The following is a 23,650-nucleotide window of genomic DNA, read 5'->3' as shown; positions in this document are numbered from 1 at the left end:
GCTGCACCCATTATTTTCAGGATCTGCGAGTTAAAGCCTTCCCCAAGTGCTTCGCAGTCCTTTTTTATTCCAGCCGCCTTGTAGTCCGGGCGGTCGATAGGAGTGAGTCATGTCTGATACCCGTCATTCGCGAGTGATTATTCTCGGTTCCGGCCCTGCCGGTTACAGCGCTGCTGTCTATGCTGCCCGGGCCAACCTCAAGCCGCTGCTGATCACCGGCATGCAGGCGGGCGGTCAGTTGACCACCACCACGGAAGTCGACAACTGGCCTGGCGACGTCCACGGCCTGACTGGCCCGGTGCTGATGGAGCGTATGAAAGAACACGCCGAGCGCTTTGAAACCGAGATCGTTTTTGATCACATCAACCAAGTCGACTTCTCGAAAAAGCCTTACAGCCTGACCGGCGACAGCGGCGTCTACACCTGTGACGCGCTGATCATCGCCACTGGCGCCAGCGCCCGTTACCTGGGCCTGCCATCGGAAGAAGCGTTCATGGGCAAGGGCGTTTCCGCCTGCGCGACCTGCGACGGTTTCTTCTACCGCAATAAGCCGGTCGCTGTAGTCGGCGGCGGTAACACTGCCGTTGAAGAGGCGCTGTACCTGGCCAACATCGCCAGTACCGTGACCCTGGTTCACCGCCGCGAGACTTTCCGCGCCGAGAAGATCCTGATCGACAAGCTGCACGCCCGTGTCGCTGAAGGCAAGATCATCCTCAAGCTCAACGCCACCCTGGACGAAGTCCTGGGCGACAACATGGGCGTGACCGGTGCTCGCCTGAAAAACAACGACGGCAGCTTCGACGAGCTGAAAGTCGACGGCGTGTTCATCGCCATCGGCCACACTCCGAACACCTCGTTGTTCGAAGGCGTGCTGGAAGCCAAAGACGGTTATCTGGTGGTGCAGGGCGGCCGTGAAGGCAATGCGACTGCCACCAATATCGAAGGCATCTTTGCTGCCGGTGATGTGGCTGACCACGTGTACCGCCAGGCCATTACCTCGGCTGGTGCCGGTTGCATGGCAGCACTGGATGCCGAGCGTTACCTCGACGGTTTGAAGGACGCTTCGTTCTAAATCGTTGGAATAAAAAAACCGGCTGCGAGGCCGGTTTTTTTATGAGTGCAATTTAAATGTGGGAGGGGCAAGTTCCCTCCCACATTTTGATCCGCGTCTGACTCAGGATTTGCGGGTAAGGGGCTGCGCGGTGAATTTCACACCGGCCAACCCATGGGCAATCAACGCCCGAATATTGCCGTGGTCGCTGCCCTCAGGCGTCGCCACCACCGAGCGGTAATGCTCACCAAACGCCAGCAGCGCTTCTTGGTCGCTCAAGCCTTCCAGCACCGCCAAACCCAAGGTCTTGCACGACCCTTCATTCTGCCCGGCCGCGTTTTCCACGGTGCCATTGGTGAAGGCCTGCGGTTGGTAATCGTAACCGGCCGCGACAAATGCCAGGGTGTCGGCAAAGACGTGTTCGCCACTGTTGAGGCTGGCGCGCAGGGTGTTCAAATCAGTCATGGGTTTTTCCTTTGGCGAACGCTGCCTGTTGGTCAGCGCTGGCTTCTTTCTGGTATTGGGCTTTCCACTCGGCGTACGGCATGCCGTACACCACTTCACGAGCGTCATCGAGGCTCAGCTCGATCTGGCGCTCGTCGGCCTCGGCCTTGTACCACTTGGACAGGCAATTACGGCAGAAACCGGAGAGGTTCATCAGGTCGATGTTCTGTACATCCTTGCGGCTGTCCAGATGTGCTACCAGCCGGCGAAAAGCGGCGGCTTCGAGTTCGAGGCGTTGTTGATCGTTCATAGGGTCCACTTCAATGTCAGCGGCTGGCCGCCAGGGTAATCGAAACCGATTCGGCAAAGCGCAGCGCATGGGGCTTATCCACTTCGACCTCGGCGTACAGCACCGATTCATTGCTCATCACCAGGTCCAGCAATTCCTGGGTCAGGCGTTCCAGCAGCGCGAAGCGGTTGCCTTCTACGTGGGCGATGATCGCCTTGGTGATAGTGCGGTAGTTCAACGCGTGGTCAATATCGTTGTCGCGCACGGCGTCCTGGGCGGCGTACAGGATGGTCAGGTTGATCAGCACATCCTGCTTGTTGAGGATTTCGTCCTCATTGATACCGATGAAGGTACGCAGACACAGGTCCTTGACCCGGATGCGCGCCATGCCTGGTTGAAGTTGTGGCATTGCTACTTGCTCCGTCCAATCAGTTGCAGGAACTCCATGCGCGTGGTGTTCGACTCGCGGAACGCGCCGAGCATCACCGAGGTGTTCATGGTTGAATTCTGTTTTTCCACGCCGCGCATCATCATGCACATGTGCTTGGCCTCGATTACCACGGCCACGCCGGCGGCCTGGGTCACGTCCTGGATCGCGTCGGCGATCTGCCGCGTGAGGTTTTCCTGGATCTGCAGGCGCCGGGCGAACATGTCGACAATACGCGCCAGTTTCGACAGGCCGAGCACCTTGCCGGTCGGAATATAGGCCACGTGGGCCTTGCCGATAAAGGGCAGCAGGTGATGTTCGCACAGCGAGTACAACTCGATGTCCTTGAGGATCACCATCTCGTCGTTGTCGGAGGCGAACAGTGCACCGTTGACGATTTCTTCGAGGTTCTGCTCATAGCCATGACACAGGTACTGCATGGCCTTGGCGGCGCGCTTGGGGGTGTCGAGCAAGCCTTCGCGTTCCGGGTCTTCGCCCAGGTTCTTGAGGATCTCGCGGTAATGGTGGGGCAGGGATAAGGTCATACAACATCCTCACAAACGGCTTACTTGATATGCCGCCCGCCGTTGACGGTCAGGGTGGTACCGGTGACATAGGGGTTGTCCAGCAGGTAGCGCACGCTCTGGTAAATCACCTCGGGTCCGGGCTCGATGCCCAGGGCTGATTTGGCCAACACCCGAGTGCGATAGGCCGCGTCGTCGTCTTCGTTGAACATCACCATCGCCGGGGCGATGCCGTTGACTTTGATCAGCGGCGCGAACTGCGCGGCAAACGACAGCGTAAGGCTGTCGAGCCCGGCCTTGGTGGCGCAGTAGGCGATGTGCTGGCGGCTACCCTTGCGCACCACGTCATCGCTGATATGCACGATATCGGCAGGTGAAGAGCGTTGCAGCAAGGTCGAACAATGCAGGTTGATCAGGTACGGCGCAAGCATGTGTACGCTGAACATATCGGTAAACGCGCGGCTTTCGTCGCCCGGCGTTTCCGCGACCCAGGCCGAGGCGTTGTGGATGATCGCGCGCAGGCTTTGGGTGTGGGTACTCAGTTCAGCGATAAACGCCAGGATCCCAGCTTCGTTGGAGAAGTCGGCAAACACACCGATCGCGCCACGCTCGCGCAGGGCCTGCACGCCGGGGCGTTCGCTGCGGTAGCTGAAAATCACCGGTTGGCCCTCGTCCAGCAGGCGCTGGGCGCAATGCAGGCCGACACGTTGGCCGGCGCCGGTGATCAGGATCGGGGCGTTCTTTGCAGTCATGGGAGGCTCGCGTCGCTGGCAGGCGCAAATCATACCAGCGACGGGTCGCCCCTGTACTCACGCCGCCGCTTCGGTGGCCTTGCGCGGTGCAGGCGTGGGATGCAGCCAGTTCGCCAACAGGTGTGTCGACAGCGGAATGAACCAGTAAACCATCAGAGGCGTGAGTGCCATCGTGCTGACCAGTACGCGAGGCACCAGGTCGAGCCCATTGAGCAATGGCCCCAAGACAAAGTTGAACAGCAGCGACACCGGGAAAAACGCCAGCCAGATTGCCACGGCCTGCTTCCAGCGCGGCGGACGGGCACCCGCGGCACCAAACCAGCCATCGATGCCGCGCACACGGTGCTCGGAGGGGTCGGCAAACAAATCGCTGCCGCGGCTAAGCCAGGCACAACGGGAGGCGGAGAATTCCCAGGCATGCAGTGTTTTTTCGTCGGCGAAGCGGAAAATGATCTGGAATTCGTCATCGTTGGGCGGCGGTGCAAGTACGCCGGAGCCCAGATAACCGGGGAAGTCGGTAGCCAATTGCTCGCCTTCGCGCAGCCAGGCCATCAGTTCTTCGTAGCGCCCTTTGGCGACGCGGCGCGCAACCATCAAGGTGACGGGAGAGGTAGACATTGTGTATCTCCAAATGTACGGGTGCGCTGATCCGGGTAGGTGGCGCACAAACGAAGCTGCGGGGTGTTGCAGCGACGTAGAAAAAACAGGCAAGGATTATTCCGGTTTTGCTGAAATACGCCAGCGACATTGGTCCGAAAAGTACACACCTTGAAAAAGAGGGGTCTATAGGCGTTAAATGACCACCCAATTACCGCTGGTTTGTTGGTCTTGAATGCCCGTGATTACTGCTCCTGCTGACAGCATTTCGCATCTGGATTCGCCTGATTGCGCTGAGCTTTTTCCAATTCGTGATGTATCAAGATTGACAGGCGTCAACCCGGTCACCTTGCGTGCATGGGAGCGTCGTTACGGCCTGATCCAGCCCATCCGCACCGAAAGTGGGCACCGCCTCTACTCCAAGGCCGATATTGAGACGGTCAATCGCATTCTTGGTTGGATTGAGCGTGGCGTGGCGGTCAGCAAGGTCGGCAAGATTCTCGCCCGCGACGATCAGCAGGCCGAAGCGATTCGCGCTGAGCGCGACTCAGTCGAAGAAAGCGAATTGCCGCAATGGCGGGCGAGGCTGTTGCTGGCGGTCAAGGCCTTTGACGACCGTCAGTTGGAAAGCCTGTATGGCCAGATTCTCGCTACCTATCCCCTCAACGTGGCGTTCCAAGAGATCCTGATGCCTCTCTGGAACGAGCTCTTGCGCCACCAGGGGCGTTTTGGTCAAGCCAGCGAATGGCTGTTTTTCGACGCCTTCTTGCGTATCCATGCCTTTCAGCGCCTGCAAGCGGCGACACTGTCGCCTGCGCCTCGGGTATTGCTGTCAGCCATACCCGGCGAATGCCGCAAACTGGAGTTGCTGGTGGCGGCGCTGTTGATGAGCAGCGATGACCTGGTCGTGAAGGTGCTGGGGATGGGGCAGCCGTTTGATGAGCTGACCCTCGTATGTGAAAAGACTCATCCCCAGGCGCTGATCATCTTCTCCAACCACTCCCATAACGTTGATCTGGCTGGCCGCCTCAATCGTTTGGCGTTGACCCTTGATTGCCCGTTATTTCTTGCTGGCGCAGTGTCGGACCTGGCGCAGAGCGCGCTGGCAGGTTCCTCCATCGGTTGTCTGGGCAGCGAAGGGCGCCAAATGCAACGCCGCTTGCAGCAGTTCCTCAGCGGTAACCTGGATACCTGAACTCAGGCGTGCATCTGCGGGTGCACCAGGCGGTGCTGATGCAGGATGAACTGGCGCAGGCGTTCGATTTCATCCGCATCGCTTTGACTGAGGCGATAGGCAAACAAACCCCGCGCGGTTTCCCTCTCAAAGGCGCCGCGCAGGGCAATGCGCTCATAGCCGGAAGGGCTGAACCAAAGGGAAAAGGTTTTTGGTGGTTTGATACGGCCACGAATCTCCACCAGCACGCCCTTGAATGACACCTCATGCACCCACAGCGCACTTGCGGTGCCCTTGATGTTCTCCAGGGCCACCGGAGCTTCAAGTGCAAGGCGCCAGGCGCGGATCACCGGGCCGTCTTCAAAAATACTCGGCACACCCAGACGCAGATGCACTGCATTGAACTCATCCTCCACCAATTGGAGGGGAAAGGTCAGTTGCTGGTTGTCGAACTGCGCTTGGATGGTGACATGGTCGTGGGCGGCCAGGCGGGTGAGCAAGTCGCGAATCTGCGCACCGCCGTTGACGGTCAGGCTCGACGACGCATCCCGCAGATTAAGTTGCGGGTTGTGTTGCATGTTCTGAATGAAATCCAGCTCATCCTTGGTCAGAAGCGCATCGCGTTGCATTGTGCTTGCTCAATAGAGGGGCATTAAAGTGCCATTATCCGCTCATATGGCCGTATTTTCTAAATTTTGTTCAATCCATTTGTCGACTTGAACGCGGCCAGTTCGGCTTTGACTTGGGCCAGTTCGCTTTCTAATTGCTCGACACGCTGCTGGGCCTTGACCTGGAGCGTGACGTCTTTTTGTACGCCGATAAAATAGGTTTGCTTATCAGCCGTGTTGAACACCGTTGAAAGCGACAGTTCGTTCCAGAAATGGCTGCCGTCCTTACGGTAATTGCGCAGGGTTTCCCGGCACGAACCACCCTTCGCCAAAGCATCCCGAATCACCGTCAGCGCTGGCTGATCACGGTCGCCCGACTGTAGAAAGCGGCAGTCCTGATAGAGGATTTCATCCAGTGTGTAGCCGGTCATCCGTTCGAAGGCCGGGTTCACATAAATCAGGGGCTTTTCATCGCCTTCGCGTTCGGCGACCACGATGCCTTCGTTGGAAGCGTCGATCACCATCTGCATCAGCTTGGCGTTAATCATTGAGCGGTCCGTGGCGTGTTGTTGGAATGGGCAGTTTATGGCAAGTCGTGAATCTTGCACGGTGCGCCCCGAAATATTTGCGTCGCTGTTAATATCCCAGGCTTTCGCTCAACTACAGGATCAGATTGATGAAAGTCGCCATCCTTTCCGGCTCGGTCTACGGCACGGCTGAAGAAGTCGCCCGGCACGCCGCCGGCATCCTCAAAGACGCTGGTTTTGAAGCCTGGCACAACCCGCGCGCGACCCTGGCGGATGTGCAGGCGTTTGCCCCTGAGGCGTTTCTAGCGGTGACTTCGACCACCGGCATGGGTGAACTGCCCGATAACCTGCAACCGTTGTATTCGATGATTCGCGACCAACTGCCTTCGGCCTGGCGCGGTTTGCCCGGTGCGGTGATCGGTTTGGGCGACGCCAGCTATGGCGACACCTTTTGTGGTGGCGGTGAGCAAATGCGCGAGCTGTTTGGCGAGTTGGGCGTGCGCGAAGTACTGCCCATGTTGCGCCTGGACGCCAGCGAGAGCGTGACGCCGGAAGCTGATGCCGAGCCGTGGTTGGCAGAATTGGTCACTGCACTGCGCGCTTGATTGAGCGGTTCTAGCGGTTTTCAGTCCCTTTATTGACGGCGTCTCTTTGACGCCGTTTGTATAGATCTAAACTATTCTCATAGCTGACTCGTACGGTCATCAAGCTGGCTGCGAAGGCAACTCCGTCCGCCAGGGCGTCTGACTAGACTGGCCCATCACTCGAAAAAATAATAAGAAGTGCGCCAAGGAGGTCGTTACCGTGAGCCTAGCCCCTGTTGTGCCGCCACAGAATGTCAAAGATCAGGTCAGTGCTGCCGAGTGGCAAGCCCGTGTCGACCTGGCGGCCTGCTATCGCCTGGTGGCGTTGCATGGCTGGGACGACCTGATCTTCACCCACATCTCGGCCAAGGTGCCGGGCACCGATGATTTCCTGATCAATCCCTACGGTCTGATGTTCCACGAGATCACTGCGTCGAGCCTGGTAAAGGTCGACCAAGCCGGCAACAAGCTGATGGACAGCCCCTACGAGATCAACCCGGCGGGCTACACGATCCACAGCGCCATCCATGAAGTTCGCCACGATGTCACCTGCGTGCTGCATACCCACACCGCCGCCGGTGTGGCGGTGGCGGCCCAGAAACAGGGCGTGCTGCCGATCAGCCAGCAATCGATCTTCGTGCTGTCGAGCCTGGCCTATCACGCCTATGAAGGCGTCGCGCTGAACCACGAGGAAAAGGCCCGCCTGCAAGCCGACCTTGGCGACAATAATTTCTTGATGCTGCACAACCATGGCCTGCTTACCTGTGGCAGTACCATCGCCGACACCTTCCTGATGATGTTCACCTTTCAGCGCGCCTGCGATATCCAGGTGCTGGCGCAAAACGGCGGCGCTGAATTGATCGCCATTGGTCCGCAGATTCTTGCGGGCGCCAAAGCCATGGTCGCTGCTGTCACCAAGAGCGCTCAAGGTATGGGGGGCGCGCTGGCCTGGCCGGCGTTGCTGCGCAAATTGGATGCTCAAGATCCTGGGTATAGAAGCTGATGCCACTTGCCGAGATCCCGCTCAGAGCCTGGCGCAAACGCAGCCAGAGTTTCGAATTTCACGGACGCACCATCCGTTACTGGGTGTCGGGGCAGGGCGAACCGTTGCTGCTGATCCATGGCTTTCCCACCGCCAGTTGGGACTGGCATTACCTGTGGCAACCCCTGGCCCAGCACAACTTGGTCATCGCCTGCGACATGCTCGGTTTCGGCGATTCAGCCAAGCCTCTGGACCATGGCTACTGCCTCCTGGAACAGGCGGATTTGCAACAGGCTTTGCTGGAGCATCTGCGGGTGGATCAGCCGGTGCACGTGCTGGCCCACGACTACGGTGACAGCGTCGCTCAGGAACTGTTGGCCCGGCACTATGAAGGCCGATTCAAGATGGCCAGTTGTGTGTTTCTCAACGGCGGGCTGTTCCCGGAAACCCATCGCCCGGCGCTGGTGCAAAAACTCCTGCTCAGCCCGCTGGGCTGGATGATCGGCCGCGCATTCGGGCGCAATGCCCTGGCCGACAGCTTCGGCCAGATCTTCGGCCCCAACACCCGGCCCAGCGAAAGCGCACTGGACGATTTCTGGAGCCTGATCGACTGCAACGATGGCACGCGCATCCTGCACAAGCTGATCGCCTACATTCCCCAGCGTCGGCGCCTGCGTGATCGCTGGGTGGCGGCGATGCAGCAGGGTGACGTGCCATTGCGAGTGATCGACGGCGAGATCGACCCGATCTCCGGTGTCCATATGGTGGAGCGTTACCACCAATTGGTGCCCCATGCCGACACGGTGTTACTGGCCAACATCGGCCACTACCCACAGATTGAAGCGCCGGTGCAGGTGCTCAAGCATTACCAGGCGTTTCGTGATCGGATTGGGCAGGTTGAAACCCGCATGGCTTATTCCTGAGCCTTAGGATCATCCCCCTGCCTTATCGAGCACCATTCAGCCTTGGCTGTCTTTATTGTGACCGGCAGCCCTGTGCCTGACACTCGACCCATTCCCATTGTCGCCATTGGAGTTCGGTATGAGTGAGTCAGTGCAGTTCCAGGATAAGGTCGTGATCGTCACCGGTGCCGGCGGCGGATTGGGCCGGGCCCATGCGCTGTTGTTCGCTAAACATGGGGCCAAGGTGCTGGTCAACGATCTCGGCGGTTCCACCCAAGGCGAAGGCGCCAGTGCTTCGGCGGCCGACCGTGTAGTGGCCGAGATCCGCGAGGCGGGTGGTATTGCGGAAGCCAACCACGACTCTGTCACCGATGGTGACAAGATTGTGCAAAACGCCCTCGACGCTTTTGGCCGCATCGACGTAGTGGTCAATAACGCCGGCATCCTGCGCGACAAAACGTTCCACAAAATGGAAGACGCCGACTGGGACCTGGTTTACCGGGTGCATGTCGAAGGCGCCTACAAAGTCACCCGCGCCGCCTGGCCCCATCTGCGTGAGCAAGGCTATGGCCGGGTGATCTTCACCGCGTCCACTTCGGGCATCTACGGCAACTTCGGCCAGTCCAACTACGGCATGGCCAAGCTCGGCCTGTACGGATTGACCCGCACCCTGGCGCTGGAGGGACGCAAGAACAACATCCTGGTCAACGCCATCGCCCCCACTGGCGCCACGCGCATGACCGAAGGCCTGATCCCGCCGCAAGTGTTCGAGCGCCTCAAGCCGGAATTGGTCAGCCCGCTCGTGGTGTACCTGGGCAGCGAAGCGTGCCAGGAAACTTCTGGGTTGTTTGAAGTGGGCGGTGGCTGGATTGGCAAGACCCGCTGGGAGCGCAGCCTGGGTGTGGGCTTTGATCCCGAAGCCGGTTTTTCACCGGACGATGTGGCGGCGCACTGGCAGCAGATCTGCGACTTTGAAGGGGCGGCTCATCCCAAGGACAACATCGAGGCCTTGAAGGAGATGATGGCCAACTTGCAGAAGTACAGCCTGTGATCATTGCTTGAAAAAGTTTGAATCTTACGGGGCGCTGATGGCGCCCCGTTTTATTTCAGGCAAAAAAAAGCCGCTGCAAACGCAGCGGCTGAAGTAAGACGTTGGATCAAGGAGCGACAAATCAACGTCAGTGAACACCGGTAACAGATTGAATAAAGACATCAATCTATTTGAGTCTGGCTTTTCTCCCGTTTGGGGAAGCGGGCCGTTTGCCCTGAAAGCCCGGCAAGAATAGTCGTTTGCGACAAGATGAGTAATAGCGCTTCGGGACAAGGACTGTTGTAAAAACTGCAACAGTCTTGACGCTCGCCATCCATGGCCCTGATAACCCGCCATCCACACGGTTCATGCCCCCGCCCAGACCCAGGCCAGAGCGCCCGGTAATCCTTTCGAGCGACAACACGAATCCCTCCTTGGTGCGCTTATCGCTCCTGATGTGCGGCAGTAGGGTGGGGCCTTCTGTCACTCACCGGGGAAGACGCATGACAAAAACAACAATGCGCGCCATCTTCACGCCACAGGCGCTGGCCGCTGCGGTTGCCTTGGGTTGCTGTGCCCAGGCTCAGGCTGTTTCGTTCAATATTGGCGAGATCGAAGGGCAATTCGATTCGTCGTTGTCGGTGGGTTCGAGTTGGGGCATGCGTGATGCCGATAAAAAACTCGTGGGTACCGTCAATGGCGGCACGGGCCAGGCTTCCACGGGGGATGACGGGCGGCTTAATTTCAAGAAGGGCGAGACCTTCTCGAAAATCTTCAAGGGCCTGCACGACCTTGAACTCAAGTACGGCGACACCGGTGTGTTCGTGCGCGGCAAGTACTGGTACGACTTTGAGCTCAAGGACGAAGACCGCGAGTTCAAGCAGATCAGCGACCACAACCGTAAGGAAGGCGCCAAGTCCAGCGGTGCGCAGATCCTCGATGCGTTCGTCTATCACAACTACTCCCTGGGCGACCTGCCGGGCACCGTACGCGCCGGTAAGCAGGTGGTCAGTTGGGGTGAAAGTACCTTCATCGGCAACTCCATCAACAGCATCAACCCGATTGACGTGTCGGCGTTCCGCCGCCCGGGTGCCGAGATCAAGGAAGGCCTGATCCCGGTGAACATGCTGTTTGCGTCCCAGAGCCTGACCAACCAACTGACCGTGGAAGGGTTTTATCAGTTGGAGTGGGATCAGACCGTGCTGGATAACTGCGGCACCTTCTTTGGCGGTGACGTGGCGGCGGATGGTTGCACCGGTAACTACACTGTAGGCAGCCCTGGTATCGCGCCGCTGCAATCGATTGCGGCAAACCGCGGTCAGGGTTTTGTGGTGACGCGCGAGGGTGTGGTGGTACAGCGTGCGGGCGACCGTGATGCGCGGGACTCCGGTCAGTTTGGGGCGGCTTTGCGTTGGCTGGGTGACGACACCGAGTACGGTTTGTATTTCATGAATTACCACAGCCGCACACCCACTGTAGGCACCATCACCAACAACACCACACTGCAAACCATCGGTGGCATCGCCGCCGCCGCTGGAGGTTTCGGTCAGGCCCTCGCCCAGAGCACCATGCTCGGCCGTGGCCAGTACTACCTCGACTACCCGGAAGACATCCGCCTGTTCGGCGCGAGTTTCTCCACAACCTTGCCCACCGGCACGGCGTGGACCGGGGAAATCAGCTACCGGCCCAATGCCCCGGTGCAGTTGAATACCACCGACCTGACATTGGCCTTGCTTAACCCAATCGCCGGCCAATTGGCCTCGCCCATCCGCAGCAATTTCGGCAGCGACAACAAAGGCTACCGCCGCAAGGAAATCACCCAGATCCAAAGCACCATGACCCAGTTCTTTGACCAAGTCCTCGGCGCCGAACGCCTGACTTTGGTGGGCGAAGCGGCCGTGGTGCACGTGGCTGGCCTGGAGGACAAATCCAAACTGCGTTACGGCCGCGATTCGGTCTACGGCGCTTACGGTTTCGAGGGTGACACCGACGGTTTCGTCACCTCCACCTCTTGGGGCTACCGCGCGCGGGCGATCCTTGACTACAACAACGCCATTTTCGGGGTGAACCTCAAGCCCAACCTGTCCTGGTCCCATGACGTGGCCGGCTATGGGCCCAACGGGATCTTCAACAAGGGCGCCAAGGCGATCAGCGTCGGTGTGGATGCGGACTACCGCAGCACCTACACCGCCAGCCTCAGCTACACCGATTTCTTTGGTGGCGACTACAACACCCTGACCGACCGCGACTTCCTCGCCCTCAGCTTCGGCGTGAACTTCTGATTTGGCTTAAAGAAGGACAAGAACTTATGCGTAAGACAATTGCAGTGTTGGCCCTGAGTCTGTTGGCTGCTCACGTAATGGCGGCGGTGTCGCCGGAAGAAGCTGCCAAGCTGGGCACCACCCTCACGCCGGTCGGTGCCGAAAAAGCCGGTAACGCTGACGGCTCGATCCCGGCCTGGACTGGCGGTATCCCGAAAAACGCTGGCGCGGTGGACAGCAAAGGCTTCCTGGCCGACCCGTTCGCCAATGAAAAACCGCTGTTTGTCATCACCGCCGCCACCGTCGACAAGTACAAAGACAAACTCTCCGACGGCCAGGTGGCGATGTTCAAACGCTACCCCGAGACCTACAAGATTCCGGTATACCCGAGCCACCGTACGGTCAACTTACCGGCGGACATCTACGAATCGATCAAGCGCAGCGCACTGAACGTCAAGGCGATCAACGACGGCAACGGCCTGGAAAACTTCACCGGCAACCGCTACTACGCGTTCCCGATTCCCAAGAATGGCGTGGAGGTGCTGTGGAACCACATCACCCGTTACCACGGCGGTAACCTGCGCCGCATCATCACCCAGGCCACCCCGCAGACCAATGGCAGCTACACGCCGATCCGCTTCGAAGAAGAAGTGGCGGTGCCTCAAGCGATCCCGGATATCGACGCGGCCAAGGCGGCCAACGTATTGAGCTTCTTCAAGCAATCGGTCACCGCCCCAGCGCGCCTGGCGGGCAACGTGCTGCTGGTGCATGAAACCCTCGACCAGGTGAAAGAACCGCGCCTGGCCTGGATCTACAACGCCGGCCAGCGCCGTGTGCGCCGTGCTCCGCAAGTGTCCTATGACGGGCCGGGCACCGCGTCCGACGGCCTGCGTACCACCGACAACTTCGACATGTTCTCCGGGGCCCCCGACCGCTACGACTGGAAGCTGGTGGGCAAGAAAGAGATGTACATCCCCTATAACAGCTACAAGCTCGACTCGCCGAGCCTCAAGTACGACGACATCATCAAGGCTGGTCACATCAACCAGGACCTGACCCGCTACGAACTGCACCGCGTGTGGGAAGTGGTCGGCACGGTCAAACCGAGCGAGCGGCACATCTACGCCAAGCGGCACATGTACATCGACGAAGACAGCTGGCAAGTCGCACTGGTGGATCACTACGACGGTCGCGGCCAACTGTGGCGCGTCGCCGAAGGTCATGCGCAGTTCTACTACGACCACCAGGTGCCGGCCTACACGGTCGAAACCCTGTACGACATCATTGCGGGGCGCTACATCGCACTGGGCATGAAGAACGAGGAGAAGAGCAGCTTCGTGTTCGGCTTCGCGGCCAAGGCTGCGGACTACACTCCGGCAGCCTTGAGGGCTGAAGGCGTGCGCTGATCCCGGATCGAAGCGGGGTCAAAATGTGGGAGGGGGCTTGCCCCCGATGAGGGAGTATCAGTCACTGGATTGGTTGACTGATACACCGCCATCGGGGGCAAGCTCCCTCCCACATTGGGTTCTGTGCATGGCCTTCAATCACCCTGCTGAATACTTCTTCAACAACCCCCCGCCACAGGACTAGGGTACGCATCACGTTGCATAACAATAAAAAAGCAGGATGCAGCAATGACCGCCATGACACGCTGCCTGGACCGTCCTGGATTCATGCCCCGGCTGTCCGCCCATCATTTGCTGCGCCCCCGCCTGGCCGAGCCTTTGCTGGCAGCACCGGTCAGGGTCAAGTTGTTATGCGCCCCCGGCGGCAGCGGCAAGAGCGCGTTGCTCGCCGAATGTGCGTTGCAGGCGCCCATCGGTTGCCAGGTGTACTGGTTGCCGCTCAATGGCGCGTCGCTCAGCCCCCTCGACCTGTGCCAACGGCTGGCGCAAAACCTTGGCCTGACGTTTACCGACGAAGCCACATTGCTGCTGGACCTCAGCCGCTGGCAGGCCCAGGCATGGGTGTTCCTCGATGATTTCTGCCGCTTACCCACTCAAGACACCGACGCCTTGCTCGATCGCCTGCTCACCGCCAGCAGCCCGGCCCTGACCTGGTGGTTGGGCGCTCGACGGCGTCCGGCCTGCAATTGGCCTCGGCTGCTGCTCGACGATGAGTTACTTGAGTGCGGCGCCGAACTGGCATTTACCCCTGTGGAAATCCAGGCACTGCTCAGCCATGCGCCGGCCCAGTCCGTCGACAGCGTGCTGCAGTTCAGCGCGGGTTGGTGCGCGGGTGTGCGCATCGCCTTGCTGGGTGATGGTCATCCCGATAAGACGTTGCTCGACTACCTGCAACACGAACTCTTCAGCACGCTGCCGCCGGAGTTGGCCGAGGCTTGGCGGGTGCTGGCCCATCTGCCGCGCTTCAATACTGGCCTGTGCGAACACTTGTTCGGCGCTGGCGACGGTGGCCAATACCTGAGGGATTTACACGCGCTGGGCGCGTTTATCGAGCCGTGGGAAGACACCGACTGGTTGCAGGTTTTCCCGCCCCTGGCGCAACTGATGCACAACGAACCCTGGCCTGCCAGGCGCTCTTGGCATCGACGCGCTTGCCAGTGGTTTTGCACCGAGCAGGATTGGCAGGCCGCTTTTGAACAGGCTCTGCTGGCCGAAGAATATGAAATGGCGGTGAGCCTCTTGCAGCACTTCAGCTTTGAGGACCTGTTCCGCCAGCAGAACGCCGTCTTGCTGTTGCGCCTGCATGAGCAGCATGGCGATGAACTGATGCTCGGCTCGGCGCAACTGGTGGGGTTGGTGACTGCTGCGCTCCTGTTCGCCGGGCGCTTCGAACAGGCGGCTGCGTGCATCGATCAGCTCGCTCGATTTGCCCCGCAACCCTCGGCGGCGCAACAGCGTTATTTACTGGCGCGCTGGCAGGCGCAGTGGGGCTGGTTGCTGCACCTGGGCGGCGATGCCGAGAGTTCCCGTCTGCATTTTCTTGAGGCCCTGCAAGCCTTGCCCGAGAGCGCCTGGACTTCGCGCCTGATGTGCCTGTCGGGGCTGACCCAACAAGCCTTGCTGCGCGGTGAACTGGACGCAGCCCAAGGCCTGAACCGCGAAGCGCTGTGCCTGGCGCGCGCCCATGGTTCGTTGGTGCTGGAGGCGTTGCTGGAGTTGGATCACGCGCAATTGCTGGAACAGCGTGGCGCGCCGTATCGGGCGCAAAGCCTGCTGGAAACGGTGCAGGCGATGTTACTCAAGCAGCGGCTCAAGGCCGGGCCACTGGTTGGGCGCATTGCTTTGCGGCGCGGGCACTTGGCGCTGCGCCAGGGCCAGGACAGCTTGGCCGCCGACTGTTTCGAGACTGGCCTGAAGATGTGCCTGCACAGCCAGGACAAACGCGTGCTCTACGGTTTTCTCGGTCTGGCCTTGCTGGCCGCCAACCGGGGTGATTACGCCCAGGCCTTTGTGCAACTGCGCGACGCCGAACGGCTGATGCAGCAGCGCCAGGTGCCGGACACGGTATACCGGGCGGTGCTGTTGTTGGTCAGTGGGCATTTCTGGTTGCAGCAAGGCCGCGCCGAATTGACCGTGGAAGCGGTGCGCCGTGTGCTGCGCCACTTCCGTGGCCCCCAGGCCAAACAGGCGCCACCGGCCACCCTGGAACTGATTCCACGCCTGGAATACCTGCTGGTGCTGGCGGAGGTGAAACTGGGCTGCGCCGATCAACCTGTGGCACGGCTCAACGCGTTGCTGGAAACCACCCATCAGCGCGGCATGCTCTGCCTGGAAACCGAGCTGCACCTGGTGCTGGGCGAAGTCGCTTGGCAACTGGGCGATGCTGCCTTGGCGCGCCGTTCGCTGCAAACCGGCCTGGAACTGGCCGGGCGTTGTCAGGTGCAACAAGCGATTCGTGAACTGCGTTTGCGCTCGCCGGGACTGTTGAGTGAGCTGGGCATGGAACCCCAGGCGTCAACCCCCGGCACGGTAGAAAACCCCTTGAGCCAGCGTGAATTGGAAGTGCTGCAACTGATCGCCCTGGGCAGCTCCAACCTGGAAATTGCCGACCGGCTGTTTATCTCCCTGCACACCGTAAAGACTCACGCGCGGCGCATCCACAGCAAGCTGGGCGTCGAGCGGCGAACTCAGGCGGTGGCCAAGGCCAAGACGTTGGGCTTGATGGTTTAAATGAACGCCTGACGGTAGTCGCCGGGCGTGGCGCCCATGGCCTGGCGGAAGCGATGAGTGAAGTGACTGGCACTGGAAAAACCGCACAGCAAGGCAATCTCGCCCAAGGGCAGGGCACCGCTGCGCAGCAGGTGTTGCGCGCGGGTCAGCCGACGCGCCAGTAAGTACTGATGGGGCGGCAGGCCGAAGCTTTGGCGGAACATCCGCGCAAAATGGTATTCCGACAGCGCGCACAGGCCAGCCAGTTGCCCAAGGCTGATGGGGTCTTCCAGGTGCTGGTCGATGTAGTCCACCAACAGCCGTCGCTGGTACGCCGCTAAACCACCTTTCAAACGCAGGCCTTCGCGGGCGCCTACCTGGCTGAGCAGGGTGTGGCTGAGCATTTCATGGGCCAGGCTGCTGGTCAGCAGGCGTTCGGCGGGCTCCTGCCAGTTGAGCGCGATCAACTGGTGGAAGCGTCTGGCCTGGCTGTCGTCTTGCAGAAAGGTGCTTTCGCGCAGTTCCAGGGTGCGCGGTTCGCGGTCGAGCAGGGTGACGCAGCCGAGGGCAAATTGCTCTGGGCTGAAATACACGTGGGCCAGGCGGATTTCACCGTTGATCACCCACGCCGACTGATGCTCGGCGGGCAGGATACACAGCTTGTCGGGGCCGCCCTTGGTGCCCGGCTGGTCACGCCGAAAGGTGCCAGTGCCACCGCCGATGTAGCAGGATAAGGTGTGATGGCTGGGCGCCTGGTAGTCCTGGGAATCGTGATGGTTGCTCCACAAAGCTGCCGACAAGCCGTCACCGAGCTCGGCGCAGGCTTCAAGACGTGCGTTGGGCGAGCGGTTAAGGGCTTGAAAGACTTGTAGGGATTCCAGATCTGACATGGTGTGTTCTCCGACGCCTTGCATCCTACTCCGCGAGGTGGGCGCTGTGAGCCCACCGCCCGACAAAAGCGCAAGAATGTGCAAGAGCGCGGCGCCGGTTGAGGGCGACACTGTGGCTCAACCGATGGAGCCCGCTATGAACCTTTCCCTGTATTTACTCACCGTGCTGATCTGGGGCACCACCTGGATCGCCCTCAAATGGCAATTGGGCGTGGTGGCTATTCCTGTGTCCATCGTCTATCGCTTTGGCTTGGCGGCGCTGGTGTTGTTTGCGTTGTTGCTGCTCAGCCGCAAGTTGCAGGTGATGAACCGGCGCGGGCATCTGATCTGCCTGGCGCAGGGGCTGTGCCTGTTTTGCGTCAACTTCATGTGCTTCCTGACCGCCAGCCAGTGGATTCCCAGCGGCCTGGTGGCAGTGGTGTTTTCCACCGCCACGTTGTGGAACGCGCTGAATGCCCGGGTCTTTTTCGGCCAACGCGTGGCACGTAACGTGTTGATGGGCGGTGGCCTCGGGTTGGCGGGCTTGGGCTTGCTGTTTTGGCCGGAACTGGTGGGGCACACCGCCAGTCCGCAGACCTTGTTCGGCTTGGGTCTGGCGTTACTGGGGACTATGTGTTTCTCGGCCGGCAATATGCTGTCGAGCCTGCAACAGAAGGCCGGCTTGCGGCCGCTGACCACCAATGCCTGGGGCATGTTGTACGGCTCCTTGATGCTGGCGACCTACTGTGTGGTGCGGGGCATTCCGTTTGAGATGGACTGGAGCGCACGGTACATCGGCGCGCTGTGGTACCTGGTGATTCCGGGTTCGGTGATCGGCTTTACGGCTTACCTGACCCTGGTTGGGCGCATGGGGCCGGAGCGGGCAGCGTATTGCACGGTGCTGTTCCCGGTGGTGGCGCTGAATGTGTCAGCGTTTGCCGAGGGCTACCAATGGACCGCGCCGGCGTTGGCGGGGTTGGTGCTGGTGATGTTGGGCAATGTGTTGGTGTTTCGTAAGCCTAAGTCTGCCAGTCCGGTCTTCCAGGCGAAGACAGTCTAATGGGGGAGGGGGCGTGCCCCCGAGGGCAGTGTGTCAGCCAGCCCCTCTATAGCTGGCCCACCGCTATCGGGGGCAAGCCCCCTCCCACACTCCCTGCATTTCATACATGTGGCCGAGCTGTCCTTGCTATTTCAGTCCGAGGCGCTTGGCCATGCGGCCCAGGTTGGCGCGGTCCAGGCCCAGTTCGCGGGCCGCGCTGGCCCAGTTGTGTTGGTGGCGTTCCAGGCAGGCGCTGATGATCTGGCGTTGATAGTCTTCGGTGGCCTGGCGCAGGTCGCCGGTGACCACGGGTGCGGCTTGAGCCTGTGCTTCGATGACCGGCGCATTCACCGTCGGCAAGTCCAGATCCTGCGCACTCAAGCTCAGAATCCTCGGCCGTTCGCGACAGTTGCCCAATGCCTTCAACGCGCTGCGTCCGATCAAGTGTTCCAGCTCCCGCACATTCCCCGGCCAGTTATAGGCCAAAAGCGCGGCCTGGGCATCGCTGGTCAGCCGCAGACTGCCCAGGCCCATGCGTGAGCGGTTCTGTTCGAGGAAGAAGCCCGCCAGCAGCAACACATCGCGCCCGCGCTCGCGCAGTGACGGCACTTGCAGCGGGTATACGCTAAGACGGTGGTAGAAATCGGCGCGGTAGTGGCCGTTGCGGACTTCGTCGGCGAGGTCGCGGTTGGTGGCGGCGATCAGGCGTACGTCAACCTGATGCTCCTTGTCCGAACCGAGGCGCTGCAACTGACCGCTTTGCAGCACTCGCAGCAGCTTGGCTTGCACGGGCAGCGACAGTTCGCCTACTTCATCCAGGAACAAGGTGCCGCCGTTGGCCAGTTCGAACTTGCCGCGACGCTCATTGAGCGCGCCGGTAAAGGCTCCGCGTACGTGGCCGAACAACTCGCTCTCCACCAGCGTCTCCGGCAGGGCGGCGCAGTTGAGGCTGATGAGCGGTTTATCCGCACGATTGGATGCCGCGTGGATAGCCTGGGCCACCAATTCCTTGCCCACTCCGGTTTCGCCGGTGATCAGCACGGTGAGGTCGCTGCCGCCCACCAGTTTGATTTCCTCGACCAAGCGTTTGTGGCTTTTGCTCTGGCCGATCATTTCCTTGTGCTGCTGGCCGCTGGCTTGACGGTAGATCTCGGCACGTTGGTGTTCGTCTTCAGCGCGCAGCGCCAGGCGCTCGATGCGTTCGGCGACGTTGACGGTGGCGGCAGCGAGGCTGGCGAAGGCTTGCAGGGCGTCCAGTTCAACCCGTTCGAAACGTTCGGTGTCGAGGGCATCCAGGGTCAGCAGGCCCCAGGGCTGGTCGTCGACAAACAACGGGCAGCCCATGCAGTCGTGCACTTCCAAGTGTCCGTGCAGGCCATCGACCAGGCCGTCGTAGGGGTCGGGCAATTCACTGTCGCTGTCAAAGCGCGTCGGGCCGGGGCTGCCGAGCAGGACGGCGAAGCGCGGGTGCTCGCTCACCTTGAAGCGTCGGCCCAAGGTGTCGGCGCTCAACCCGTCTACTGCCAGCGGCACCAGCCATTCACCGTCCAGGCGCAGCAACGCTGCGGCGTCGCACGGCAGCAGGGCACGCATGGCTTGCAACAGGCGGCGATAGCGCTCGCCTTCGGGCAGGTCGCGGGACAGGTCGGCGACCAAGGGCAGGAGGGTGGTGAGCAATGATTGCGCAGTCATAATGACTCCTTGTAGTCCTTATGACTATAGAGTGTAGGAGGTCATACTGACTACACAATGTTTAAGGTATTGAAAATTAACGATTTATTAGTTGGCATGAATACTGAGTAGCTAAGGGTAATCAGTAAAGAAGCCCAGGAGGCTCTCATGCTTAGTGCCCAAGACCGTGCCATCGTCAAATCCACCGTGCCCCTGCTGGAAAGTGGCGGTGAGGCGCTGATCACCCATTTCTACCGCATGATGCTCTCCGAGTACCCTGAGGTGCGCCCGCTGTTCAACCAGACCCACCAAGCCAGCGGCGACCAGCCTCGCGCCTTGGCCAACGGCGTGTTGATGTACGCGCGGCATATCGACCAGCTCGACCAACTGGGCGACTTGGTGGCGAAGATCATCAACAAGCATGTGGCGTTGCAGATCCTGCCGGAGCACTACCCGATCGTGGGCGCCTGCCTGCTGCGGGCGATTTCCGAAGTGCTGGGTAGCGAGATTGCCACGCCTGAGGTGATGAAGGCCTGGGGCGCCGCCTATGGCCAGTTGGCCGACATTCTGATCGGTGCCGAAGCCGCCATCTACGAAGAGAAAGCCCAGGCCCCCGGCGGCTGGCGCGGTGCGCGGGCGTTTACGTTGGTCAAGCGAGTGGAGGAGAGTGCCGAGATCGTCTCTTTCTATTTCGCGCCTGTGGATAACGGTCCGATCCTTGCCGCCGCGCCAGGCCAATACATCGGTATGAAGCTGGTGCTCGACGGTGAAGAAGTGCGCCGCAACTATTCCCTGTCGGCCCTCAGCGATGCCGGGCAGTATCGCATCAGCGTCAAGCGCGAAGCCGGTGGGCGGGTGTCCAGCTACCTGCATGACCAGTTGCACGTCGGCGCAACCATCGACCTGTTCCCGCCGTCGGGTGAGTTCATCCTGCAGGCCAGCGATAAACCGTTGGTGCTGATCAGCGGCGGCGTGGGCATCACGCCGACCCTGCCGATGCTTGAAGCCGCTCTGGCCACCCAGCGTCCGGTGCATTTTATCCACTGCGCGCGTAACGGCGGGGTGCACGCGTTTCGCGATTGGGTGGACGCGCTCGCCGCGAAGCACCCGCAACTCAAGCGCTTCTATTGCTATGCCGAGGATGACGGCGTGAGCCCAGCGGCGGATAACGTCGGGCTCTTGAGTCTGGAGCAGTTGCAGGCCTGGTTGCCGCAAGAGCGTGACCTGGACGCGTACTTCCTCGGACCTAAAGGTTTCATGGCCGCAATCAAGCGCCACCTCAAGGCCCTGGGTGTGCCCGAGAAGCAAAGCCGCTACGAGTTCTTCGGCCCGGCTGCTGCCTTGGAATAACACGGTCAAAATGTGGAAGGGGGCTTGTCCTCGATAGCGGTGTGTCAGCTGAAGATAAGCTGGCTGATCCACTGCTATGGAGGGCAAGCCCCTTCCCACATTTGGCTCTCTATTTCTTCAGATTAATCCCCCGTTAACCCCCCTCTGTTTAAACCACTCTCTGTGTGTAAACTTGCGGCCATTGGCACAACCAAACAAAGGGATACGGGGATGAGTGACGAATTGCGTTTAGGCAGGGAGCGGCGCTTTCTGGTGTTGCTGGGCATCATCTGCCTGGCGCTGATCGGTGGGGCGTTGTACATGCAGGTGGTGCTGGGCGAGGCGCCGTGCCCGCTGTGCATCCTGCAACGCTATGCCTTGTTGTTGATTGCGATCTTCGCGTTCATCGGCGCAGCCATGCGCACCAAGGGTGCCCTGACCTTTTTCGAAGGGCTGGTGATCCTCAGCGCCGTCGGCGGGGTGGCCGCAGCGGGTCACCACGTGTACACCCAGTTCTTCCCGCAGGTCAGCTGCGGCATCGATGTGCTGCAACCCATCGTCGATGACCTGCCCCTGGCCAAGGTCTTCCCGCTGGGCTTTCAGGTCGATGGCTTCTGCAGCACGCCGTACCCGCCGGTGCTGGGCCTGTCCCTGGCGCAGTGGGCCTTGGTGGCGTTCGTGCTGACGGTGATCCTGGTGCCGCTGGGCATCTATCGCAATCGCCAGCGCAAGGCCTGAACCCAACTGTCAAACGCCCCGGTCCTTCTTTGACGAAGGCCGGGGCGTTTTTGTTTGTAGGCTTTTGTGAATAGAGCGTGACACGGGACAACTGAGGGTGCGCGAAGCGTGCGACATGTTGTCACACAGAGGCCGCCGCAGGACGTTTCTGCTTCGCGAAGCCATCGCTTAAATTTGCAAAAAACGCCCAAGGTGTGCTGTCAGTTCGTGGTCTGGACGACGTTGCGCACCTCGCGGCGGACACACCTTTGCGTGATGTCCCAATGCCTTGTTTTCTGGGGGGTTAGATAGGTTTTGCATGCCCTTACGACGACTGAAGGCCGTGGCGGTTCAGCCTATAACACCGCAATTTTTGTGGTTTTTGTTGAGAATCGAACGCGATAAAATCGCGAACCGTTGCAATATCGGTGAAGGATTATTGCTGTAATCGATAAAAATTATTTCTTTATAAGACATGGTTTATACATCGCTAGCTAACTACAATCGCACGCACTGAATGTCCCGTGCTGTTCAATATTTGAGCACTGGAGCGGTCGAGGGGCAGATGGATGGCTCTGTGCGACCCCAAGGTTCCGGCAGCCTTTCAACTATCCGCACCAAACGGAATTGGTCTGTAACAAGGCCTTTAACCACGAAATCGAATAAGAACTCACCGCAGGTCCGTGAAACGCTCCGTTATGGCGTGCCGGGCAGGCTCTTATTCAATCGAAGAGAAATGCCAACCCTTGGCAGGGTGAAGTGTTGGCGATCAAAACCCAACTGCATTGCGCAAGCTGCTTTAGAGGTCGTGAGATGAGTAAAAACAGGTACCCCCGATTACTAGGCTTTTTGCCGCTGCTTGGCATGATGTTAATGCTGGGAGGCTGCAAGTGGACCTTGATGGACCCAAAAGGACAGATCGGTCTGGATCAACGAAACCTGATCATCACTGCCACCCTGCTGATGCTGTTGGTTGTGGTGCCTGTGATCATCATGACCTTCGCCTTCGCCTGGAAATACCGCGCGTCGAACACCAACGCGACCTACGCGCCTAAGTGGTCGCACTCCACCAAGATCGAAATCGCGGTGTGGCTGGTTCCGATCCTCATCATCATCGCCCTGGGTTACATCACCTATAAGTCGACCCACGAGTTGGACCCGTACCGTCCGCTGGAGTCCGACGTCAAGCCGATCAACATCGAAGTGGTCGCGCTGGACTGGAAGTGGCTGTTCATCTACCCGGACCTGGGTATCGCCACGGTTAACCAGATCCGGTTCCCGGAGAACACCCCGCTTAACTTCCGGATCACCTCCGACGCCGTGATGAACTCGTTCTTCATCCCAGCCCTGGGTGGCCAGATCTACGCGATGGCAGGCATGCAGACCCGTCTGCACCTGATCGCGAACGAAAAAGCTGAAATGGAAGGCATCTCCGCGAACTACAGCGGCGCTGGCTTCACCGGCATGAAATTCAAAGCGATCTCGACGAGCCAGGAAGATTTCAACGCCTGGGTAGCCGAAGTCAAGGCCGCACCTAAACAGCTTGATCAAGCTGAATACGACGCCCTGACCAAACCAAGCCAGAACAACCCAGTCGCTCTGTACTCCGCGTATGAGCCGAACCTGTTTCAGAAAATCGTCGACAAGTACGAAGGTATGAAGCCAGGCAAGCCGGTCAAGCACGAGAAGAAAGAAGTGGCCGCGGTTGAAGGTTCTGACACGGGCTCGCATTCAACTGCTGGGGCAGAGGAGTAAACG

Annotated in this window: 23 protein-coding genes; 13 read left to right on the top strand and 10 right to left on the bottom strand. The window is 59.9% G+C overall.

What is annotated here, in order from left to right; genetic code table 11:
• Positions 1-109 precede the first annotated feature (109 nt).
• The gene (gene trxB / locus LRO94_RS23935) at positions 110-1,072 is read left to right on the top strand and encodes a thioredoxin-disulfide reductase (protein ID WP_010206474.1); all 963 of its coding nucleotides are present in this window, start codon (positions 110-112) and stop codon (positions 1,070-1,072) included.
• 102 nt (positions 1,073-1,174) lie between these two features.
• Here the strand turns inward: trxB and LRO94_RS23930 are convergent, their stop codons facing one another.
• From LRO94_RS23930 to LRO94_RS23905, 6 genes are read right to left on the bottom strand one after another with little or no spacing between them, the layout of a single operon-like run.
• On the bottom strand, positions 1,175-1,516 hold the full coding sequence (locus tag LRO94_RS23930; protein WP_032885601.1) for a HopJ type III effector protein: 342 nt from the start codon (positions 1,514-1,516) through the stop codon (positions 1,175-1,177).
• Positions 1,509-1,805, bottom strand: coding sequence for a DUF1244 domain-containing protein (locus tag LRO94_RS23925; RefSeq protein WP_010206472.1), 297 nt, complete (start codon positions 1,803-1,805; stop codon positions 1,509-1,511). The genes LRO94_RS23930 and LRO94_RS23925 overlap by 8 nt, the downstream gene beginning before the upstream one ends.
• Positions 1,806-1,821: 16 nt before the next feature.
• Positions 1,822-2,193 (bottom strand): dihydroneopterin triphosphate 2'-epimerase, encoded by a 372-nt coding sequence (gene folX / locus LRO94_RS23920; protein WP_032857710.1) that lies wholly within the window; start codon positions 2,191-2,193, stop codon positions 1,822-1,824.
• 2 nt (positions 2,194-2,195) lie between these two features.
• Entirely contained in the window at positions 2,196-2,756 is a 561-nt protein-coding gene (gene folE, locus LRO94_RS23915) for a GTP cyclohydrolase I FolE (RefSeq protein ID WP_032885602.1), read from the bottom strand.
• A 20-nt stretch (positions 2,757-2,776) separates the two neighbouring features.
• Positions 2,777-3,487, bottom strand: coding sequence for a dihydromonapterin reductase (gene folM, locus LRO94_RS23910; protein ID WP_032885603.1), 711 nt, complete (start codon positions 3,485-3,487; stop codon positions 2,777-2,779).
• A 57-nt stretch (positions 3,488-3,544) separates the two neighbouring features.
• The gene (locus LRO94_RS23905; protein ID WP_032885604.1) at positions 3,545-4,105 is read right to left on the bottom strand and encodes an antibiotic biosynthesis monooxygenase; all 561 of its coding nucleotides are present in this window, start codon (positions 4,103-4,105) and stop codon (positions 3,545-3,547) included.
• Between the two features lie 214 nt (positions 4,106-4,319).
• Between LRO94_RS23905 and LRO94_RS23900 the strand changes: the two genes are divergently transcribed.
• On the top strand, positions 4,320-5,279 hold the full coding sequence (locus LRO94_RS23900; RefSeq protein ID WP_032885605.1) for a MerR family transcriptional regulator: 960 nt from the start codon (positions 4,320-4,322) through the stop codon (positions 5,277-5,279).
• 2 nt (positions 5,280-5,281) lie between these two features.
• On the opposite strand, the gene LRO94_RS23895 is transcribed toward LRO94_RS23900, so the two are convergent.
• Positions 5,282-5,887: a hypothetical protein gene (locus tag LRO94_RS23895; RefSeq protein WP_032885606.1), complete on the bottom strand. Its 606-nt coding sequence runs from the start codon at positions 5,885-5,887 to the stop codon at positions 5,282-5,284.
• 59 nt (positions 5,888-5,946) lie between these two features.
• Positions 5,947-6,414, bottom strand: a complete 468-nt coding sequence (locus tag LRO94_RS23890; RefSeq protein ID WP_032885607.1) for a PAS domain-containing protein — start codon at positions 6,412-6,414, stop codon at positions 5,947-5,949.
• A 128-nt stretch (positions 6,415-6,542) separates the two neighbouring features.
• On the opposite strand from LRO94_RS23890, the gene LRO94_RS23885 reads away from it, so the two are divergent.
• From LRO94_RS23885 to LRO94_RS23855, 7 genes are all read left to right on the top strand, one after another.
• Positions 6,543-6,998 carry a flavodoxin gene (locus tag LRO94_RS23885; RefSeq protein ID WP_032885608.1) on the top strand — a complete coding sequence of 152 codons (456 nt, stop codon included), beginning with the start codon at positions 6,543-6,545 and terminating at the stop codon, positions 6,996-6,998.
• Positions 6,999-7,197: 199 nt separating this feature from the next.
• Complete coding sequence (locus tag LRO94_RS23880; RefSeq protein ID WP_032885609.1) at positions 7,198-7,980, top strand: class II aldolase/adducin family protein; 783 nt, start codon at positions 7,198-7,200, stop codon at positions 7,978-7,980.
• Complete coding sequence (locus LRO94_RS23875; protein WP_032885610.1) at positions 7,980-8,882, top strand: alpha/beta fold hydrolase; 903 nt, start codon at positions 7,980-7,982, stop codon at positions 8,880-8,882. Before LRO94_RS23880 ends, LRO94_RS23875 begins: the two co-directional genes overlap by 1 nt.
• 118 nt (positions 8,883-9,000) lie before the next feature.
• On the top strand, positions 9,001-9,912 hold the full coding sequence (locus LRO94_RS23870) for an SDR family oxidoreductase (protein ID WP_032885611.1): 912 nt from the start codon (positions 9,001-9,003) through the stop codon (positions 9,910-9,912).
• Positions 9,913-10,394: 482 nt separating this feature from the next.
• Positions 10,395-12,173, top strand: a complete 1,779-nt coding sequence (locus LRO94_RS23865; protein ID WP_032885612.1) for a DUF1302 domain-containing protein — start codon at positions 10,395-10,397, stop codon at positions 12,171-12,173.
• A gap of 26 nt (positions 12,174-12,199) precedes the next feature.
• Positions 12,200-13,558: a DUF1329 domain-containing protein gene (locus LRO94_RS23860; protein ID WP_032885613.1), complete on the top strand. Its 1,359-nt coding sequence runs from the start codon at positions 12,200-12,202 to the stop codon at positions 13,556-13,558.
• A gap of 228 nt (positions 13,559-13,786) precedes the next feature.
• On the top strand, positions 13,787-16,288 hold the full coding sequence (locus tag LRO94_RS23855) for a LuxR C-terminal-related transcriptional regulator (protein WP_179179880.1): 2,502 nt from the start codon (positions 13,787-13,789) through the stop codon (positions 16,286-16,288).
• Here LRO94_RS23855 and LRO94_RS23850 read toward each other — a convergent pair.
• Positions 16,285-17,157 (bottom strand): helix-turn-helix domain-containing protein, encoded by an 873-nt coding sequence (locus LRO94_RS23850; protein WP_032885615.1) that lies wholly within the window; start codon positions 17,155-17,157, stop codon positions 16,285-16,287. The two genes, LRO94_RS23855 and LRO94_RS23850, sit on opposite strands and share 4 nt — an antisense overlap.
• A 136-nt stretch (positions 17,158-17,293) precedes the next feature.
• Between LRO94_RS23850 and LRO94_RS23845 the strand changes: the two genes are divergently transcribed.
• On the top strand, positions 17,294-18,196 hold the full coding sequence (locus LRO94_RS23845) for a DMT family transporter (RefSeq protein ID WP_095186380.1): 903 nt from the start codon (positions 17,294-17,296) through the stop codon (positions 18,194-18,196).
• 126 nt (positions 18,197-18,322) lie between these two features.
• On the opposite strand, the gene norR is transcribed toward LRO94_RS23845, so the two are convergent.
• A complete protein-coding gene (norR, locus tag LRO94_RS23840; RefSeq protein WP_179179881.1) occupies positions 18,323-19,867 on the bottom strand; it encodes a nitric oxide reductase transcriptional regulator NorR in 1,545 nt (514 codons plus the stop codon).
• Positions 19,868-20,014: 147 nt separating this feature from the next.
• Here norR and hmpA point away from each other — a divergent pair, with 147 nt between their 5' ends.
• The 3 genes from hmpA (at position 20,015) to cyoA (ending at position 23,647) form a co-directional block, all read left to right on the top strand.
• Positions 20,015-21,196 carry an NO-inducible flavohemoprotein gene (gene hmpA, locus LRO94_RS23835; protein WP_032885618.1) on the top strand — a complete coding sequence of 394 codons (1,182 nt, stop codon included), beginning with the start codon at positions 20,015-20,017 and terminating at the stop codon, positions 21,194-21,196.
• Positions 21,197-21,406: 210 nt separating this feature from the next.
• On the top strand, positions 21,407-21,913 hold the full coding sequence (locus LRO94_RS23830; protein WP_032885619.1) for a disulfide bond formation protein B: 507 nt from the start codon (positions 21,407-21,409) through the stop codon (positions 21,911-21,913).
• Positions 21,914-22,705: 792 nt separating this feature from the next.
• Positions 22,706-23,647 (top strand): ubiquinol oxidase subunit II, encoded by a 942-nt coding sequence (cyoA, locus tag LRO94_RS23825; protein WP_032885620.1) that lies wholly within the window; start codon positions 22,706-22,708, stop codon positions 23,645-23,647.
• The last annotated feature ends 3 nt before the right edge of the window (positions 23,648-23,650 follow it).

The organism is Pseudomonas sivasensis (assembly GCF_021391435.1).
In the GTDB taxonomy this organism is placed as follows: Bacteria; Pseudomonadota; Gammaproteobacteria; order Pseudomonadales; family Pseudomonadaceae; genus Aquipseudomonas; species Aquipseudomonas sivasensis.
The sequence above is the reverse complement of the archived record's forward strand: the minus strand, read 5'-3'. Positions and strand labels throughout refer to the sequence as shown.

Excerpts from the sequence above, each read along its gene's own strand:
- trxB (WP_010206474.1), top strand. The coding sequence starts at position 110 with ATGTCTGATACCCGTCATTCGCGAGTGATTATTCTCGGTTCCGGCCCT.
- LRO94_RS23930 (WP_032885601.1), bottom strand. The coding sequence starts at position 1,516 with ATGACTGATTTGAACACCCTGCGCGCCAGCCTCAACAGTGGCGAACAC.
- LRO94_RS23925 (WP_010206472.1), bottom strand. The coding sequence starts at position 1,805 with ATGAACGATCAACAACGCCTCGAACTCGAAGCCGCCGCTTTTCGCCGG.
- folX (WP_032857710.1), bottom strand. The coding sequence starts at position 2,193 with ATGCCACAACTTCAACCAGGCATGGCGCGCATCCGGGTCAAGGACCTG.
- folE (WP_032885602.1), bottom strand. The coding sequence starts at position 2,756 with ATGACCTTATCCCTGCCCCACCATTACCGCGAGATCCTCAAGAACCTG.
- folM (WP_032885603.1), bottom strand. The coding sequence starts at position 3,487 with ATGACTGCAAAGAACGCCCCGATCCTGATCACCGGCGCCGGCCAACGT.
- LRO94_RS23905 (WP_032885604.1), bottom strand. The coding sequence starts at position 4,105 with ATGTCTACCTCTCCCGTCACCTTGATGGTTGCGCGCCGCGTCGCCAAA.
- LRO94_RS23900 (WP_032885605.1), top strand. The coding sequence starts at position 4,320 with ATGCCCGTGATTACTGCTCCTGCTGACAGCATTTCGCATCTGGATTCG.
- LRO94_RS23895 (WP_032885606.1), bottom strand. The coding sequence starts at position 5,887 with ATGCAACGCGATGCGCTTCTGACCAAGGATGAGCTGGATTTCATTCAG.
- LRO94_RS23890 (WP_032885607.1), bottom strand. The coding sequence starts at position 6,414 with ATGATTAACGCCAAGCTGATGCAGATGGTGATCGACGCTTCCAACGAA.
- LRO94_RS23885 (WP_032885608.1), top strand. The coding sequence starts at position 6,543 with ATGAAAGTCGCCATCCTTTCCGGCTCGGTCTACGGCACGGCTGAAGAA.
- LRO94_RS23875 (WP_032885610.1), top strand. The coding sequence starts at position 7,980 with ATGCCACTTGCCGAGATCCCGCTCAGAGCCTGGCGCAAACGCAGCCAG.
- LRO94_RS23870 (WP_032885611.1), top strand. The coding sequence starts at position 9,001 with ATGAGTGAGTCAGTGCAGTTCCAGGATAAGGTCGTGATCGTCACCGGT.
- LRO94_RS23865 (WP_032885612.1), top strand. The coding sequence starts at position 10,395 with ATGACAAAAACAACAATGCGCGCCATCTTCACGCCACAGGCGCTGGCC.
- LRO94_RS23860 (WP_032885613.1), top strand. The coding sequence starts at position 12,200 with ATGCGTAAGACAATTGCAGTGTTGGCCCTGAGTCTGTTGGCTGCTCAC.
- LRO94_RS23855 (WP_179179880.1), top strand. The coding sequence starts at position 13,787 with ATGACCGCCATGACACGCTGCCTGGACCGTCCTGGATTCATGCCCCGG.
- LRO94_RS23850 (WP_032885615.1), bottom strand. The coding sequence starts at position 17,157 with ATGTCAGATCTGGAATCCCTACAAGTCTTTCAAGCCCTTAACCGCTCG.
- LRO94_RS23845 (WP_095186380.1), top strand. The coding sequence starts at position 17,294 with ATGAACCTTTCCCTGTATTTACTCACCGTGCTGATCTGGGGCACCACC.
- norR (WP_179179881.1), bottom strand. The coding sequence starts at position 19,867 with ATGACTGCGCAATCATTGCTCACCACCCTCCTGCCCTTGGTCGCCGAC.
- hmpA (WP_032885618.1), top strand. The coding sequence starts at position 20,015 with ATGCTTAGTGCCCAAGACCGTGCCATCGTCAAATCCACCGTGCCCCTG.
- LRO94_RS23830 (WP_032885619.1), top strand. The coding sequence starts at position 21,407 with ATGAGTGACGAATTGCGTTTAGGCAGGGAGCGGCGCTTTCTGGTGTTG.
- cyoA (WP_032885620.1), top strand. The coding sequence starts at position 22,706 with ATGAGTAAAAACAGGTACCCCCGATTACTAGGCTTTTTGCCGCTGCTT.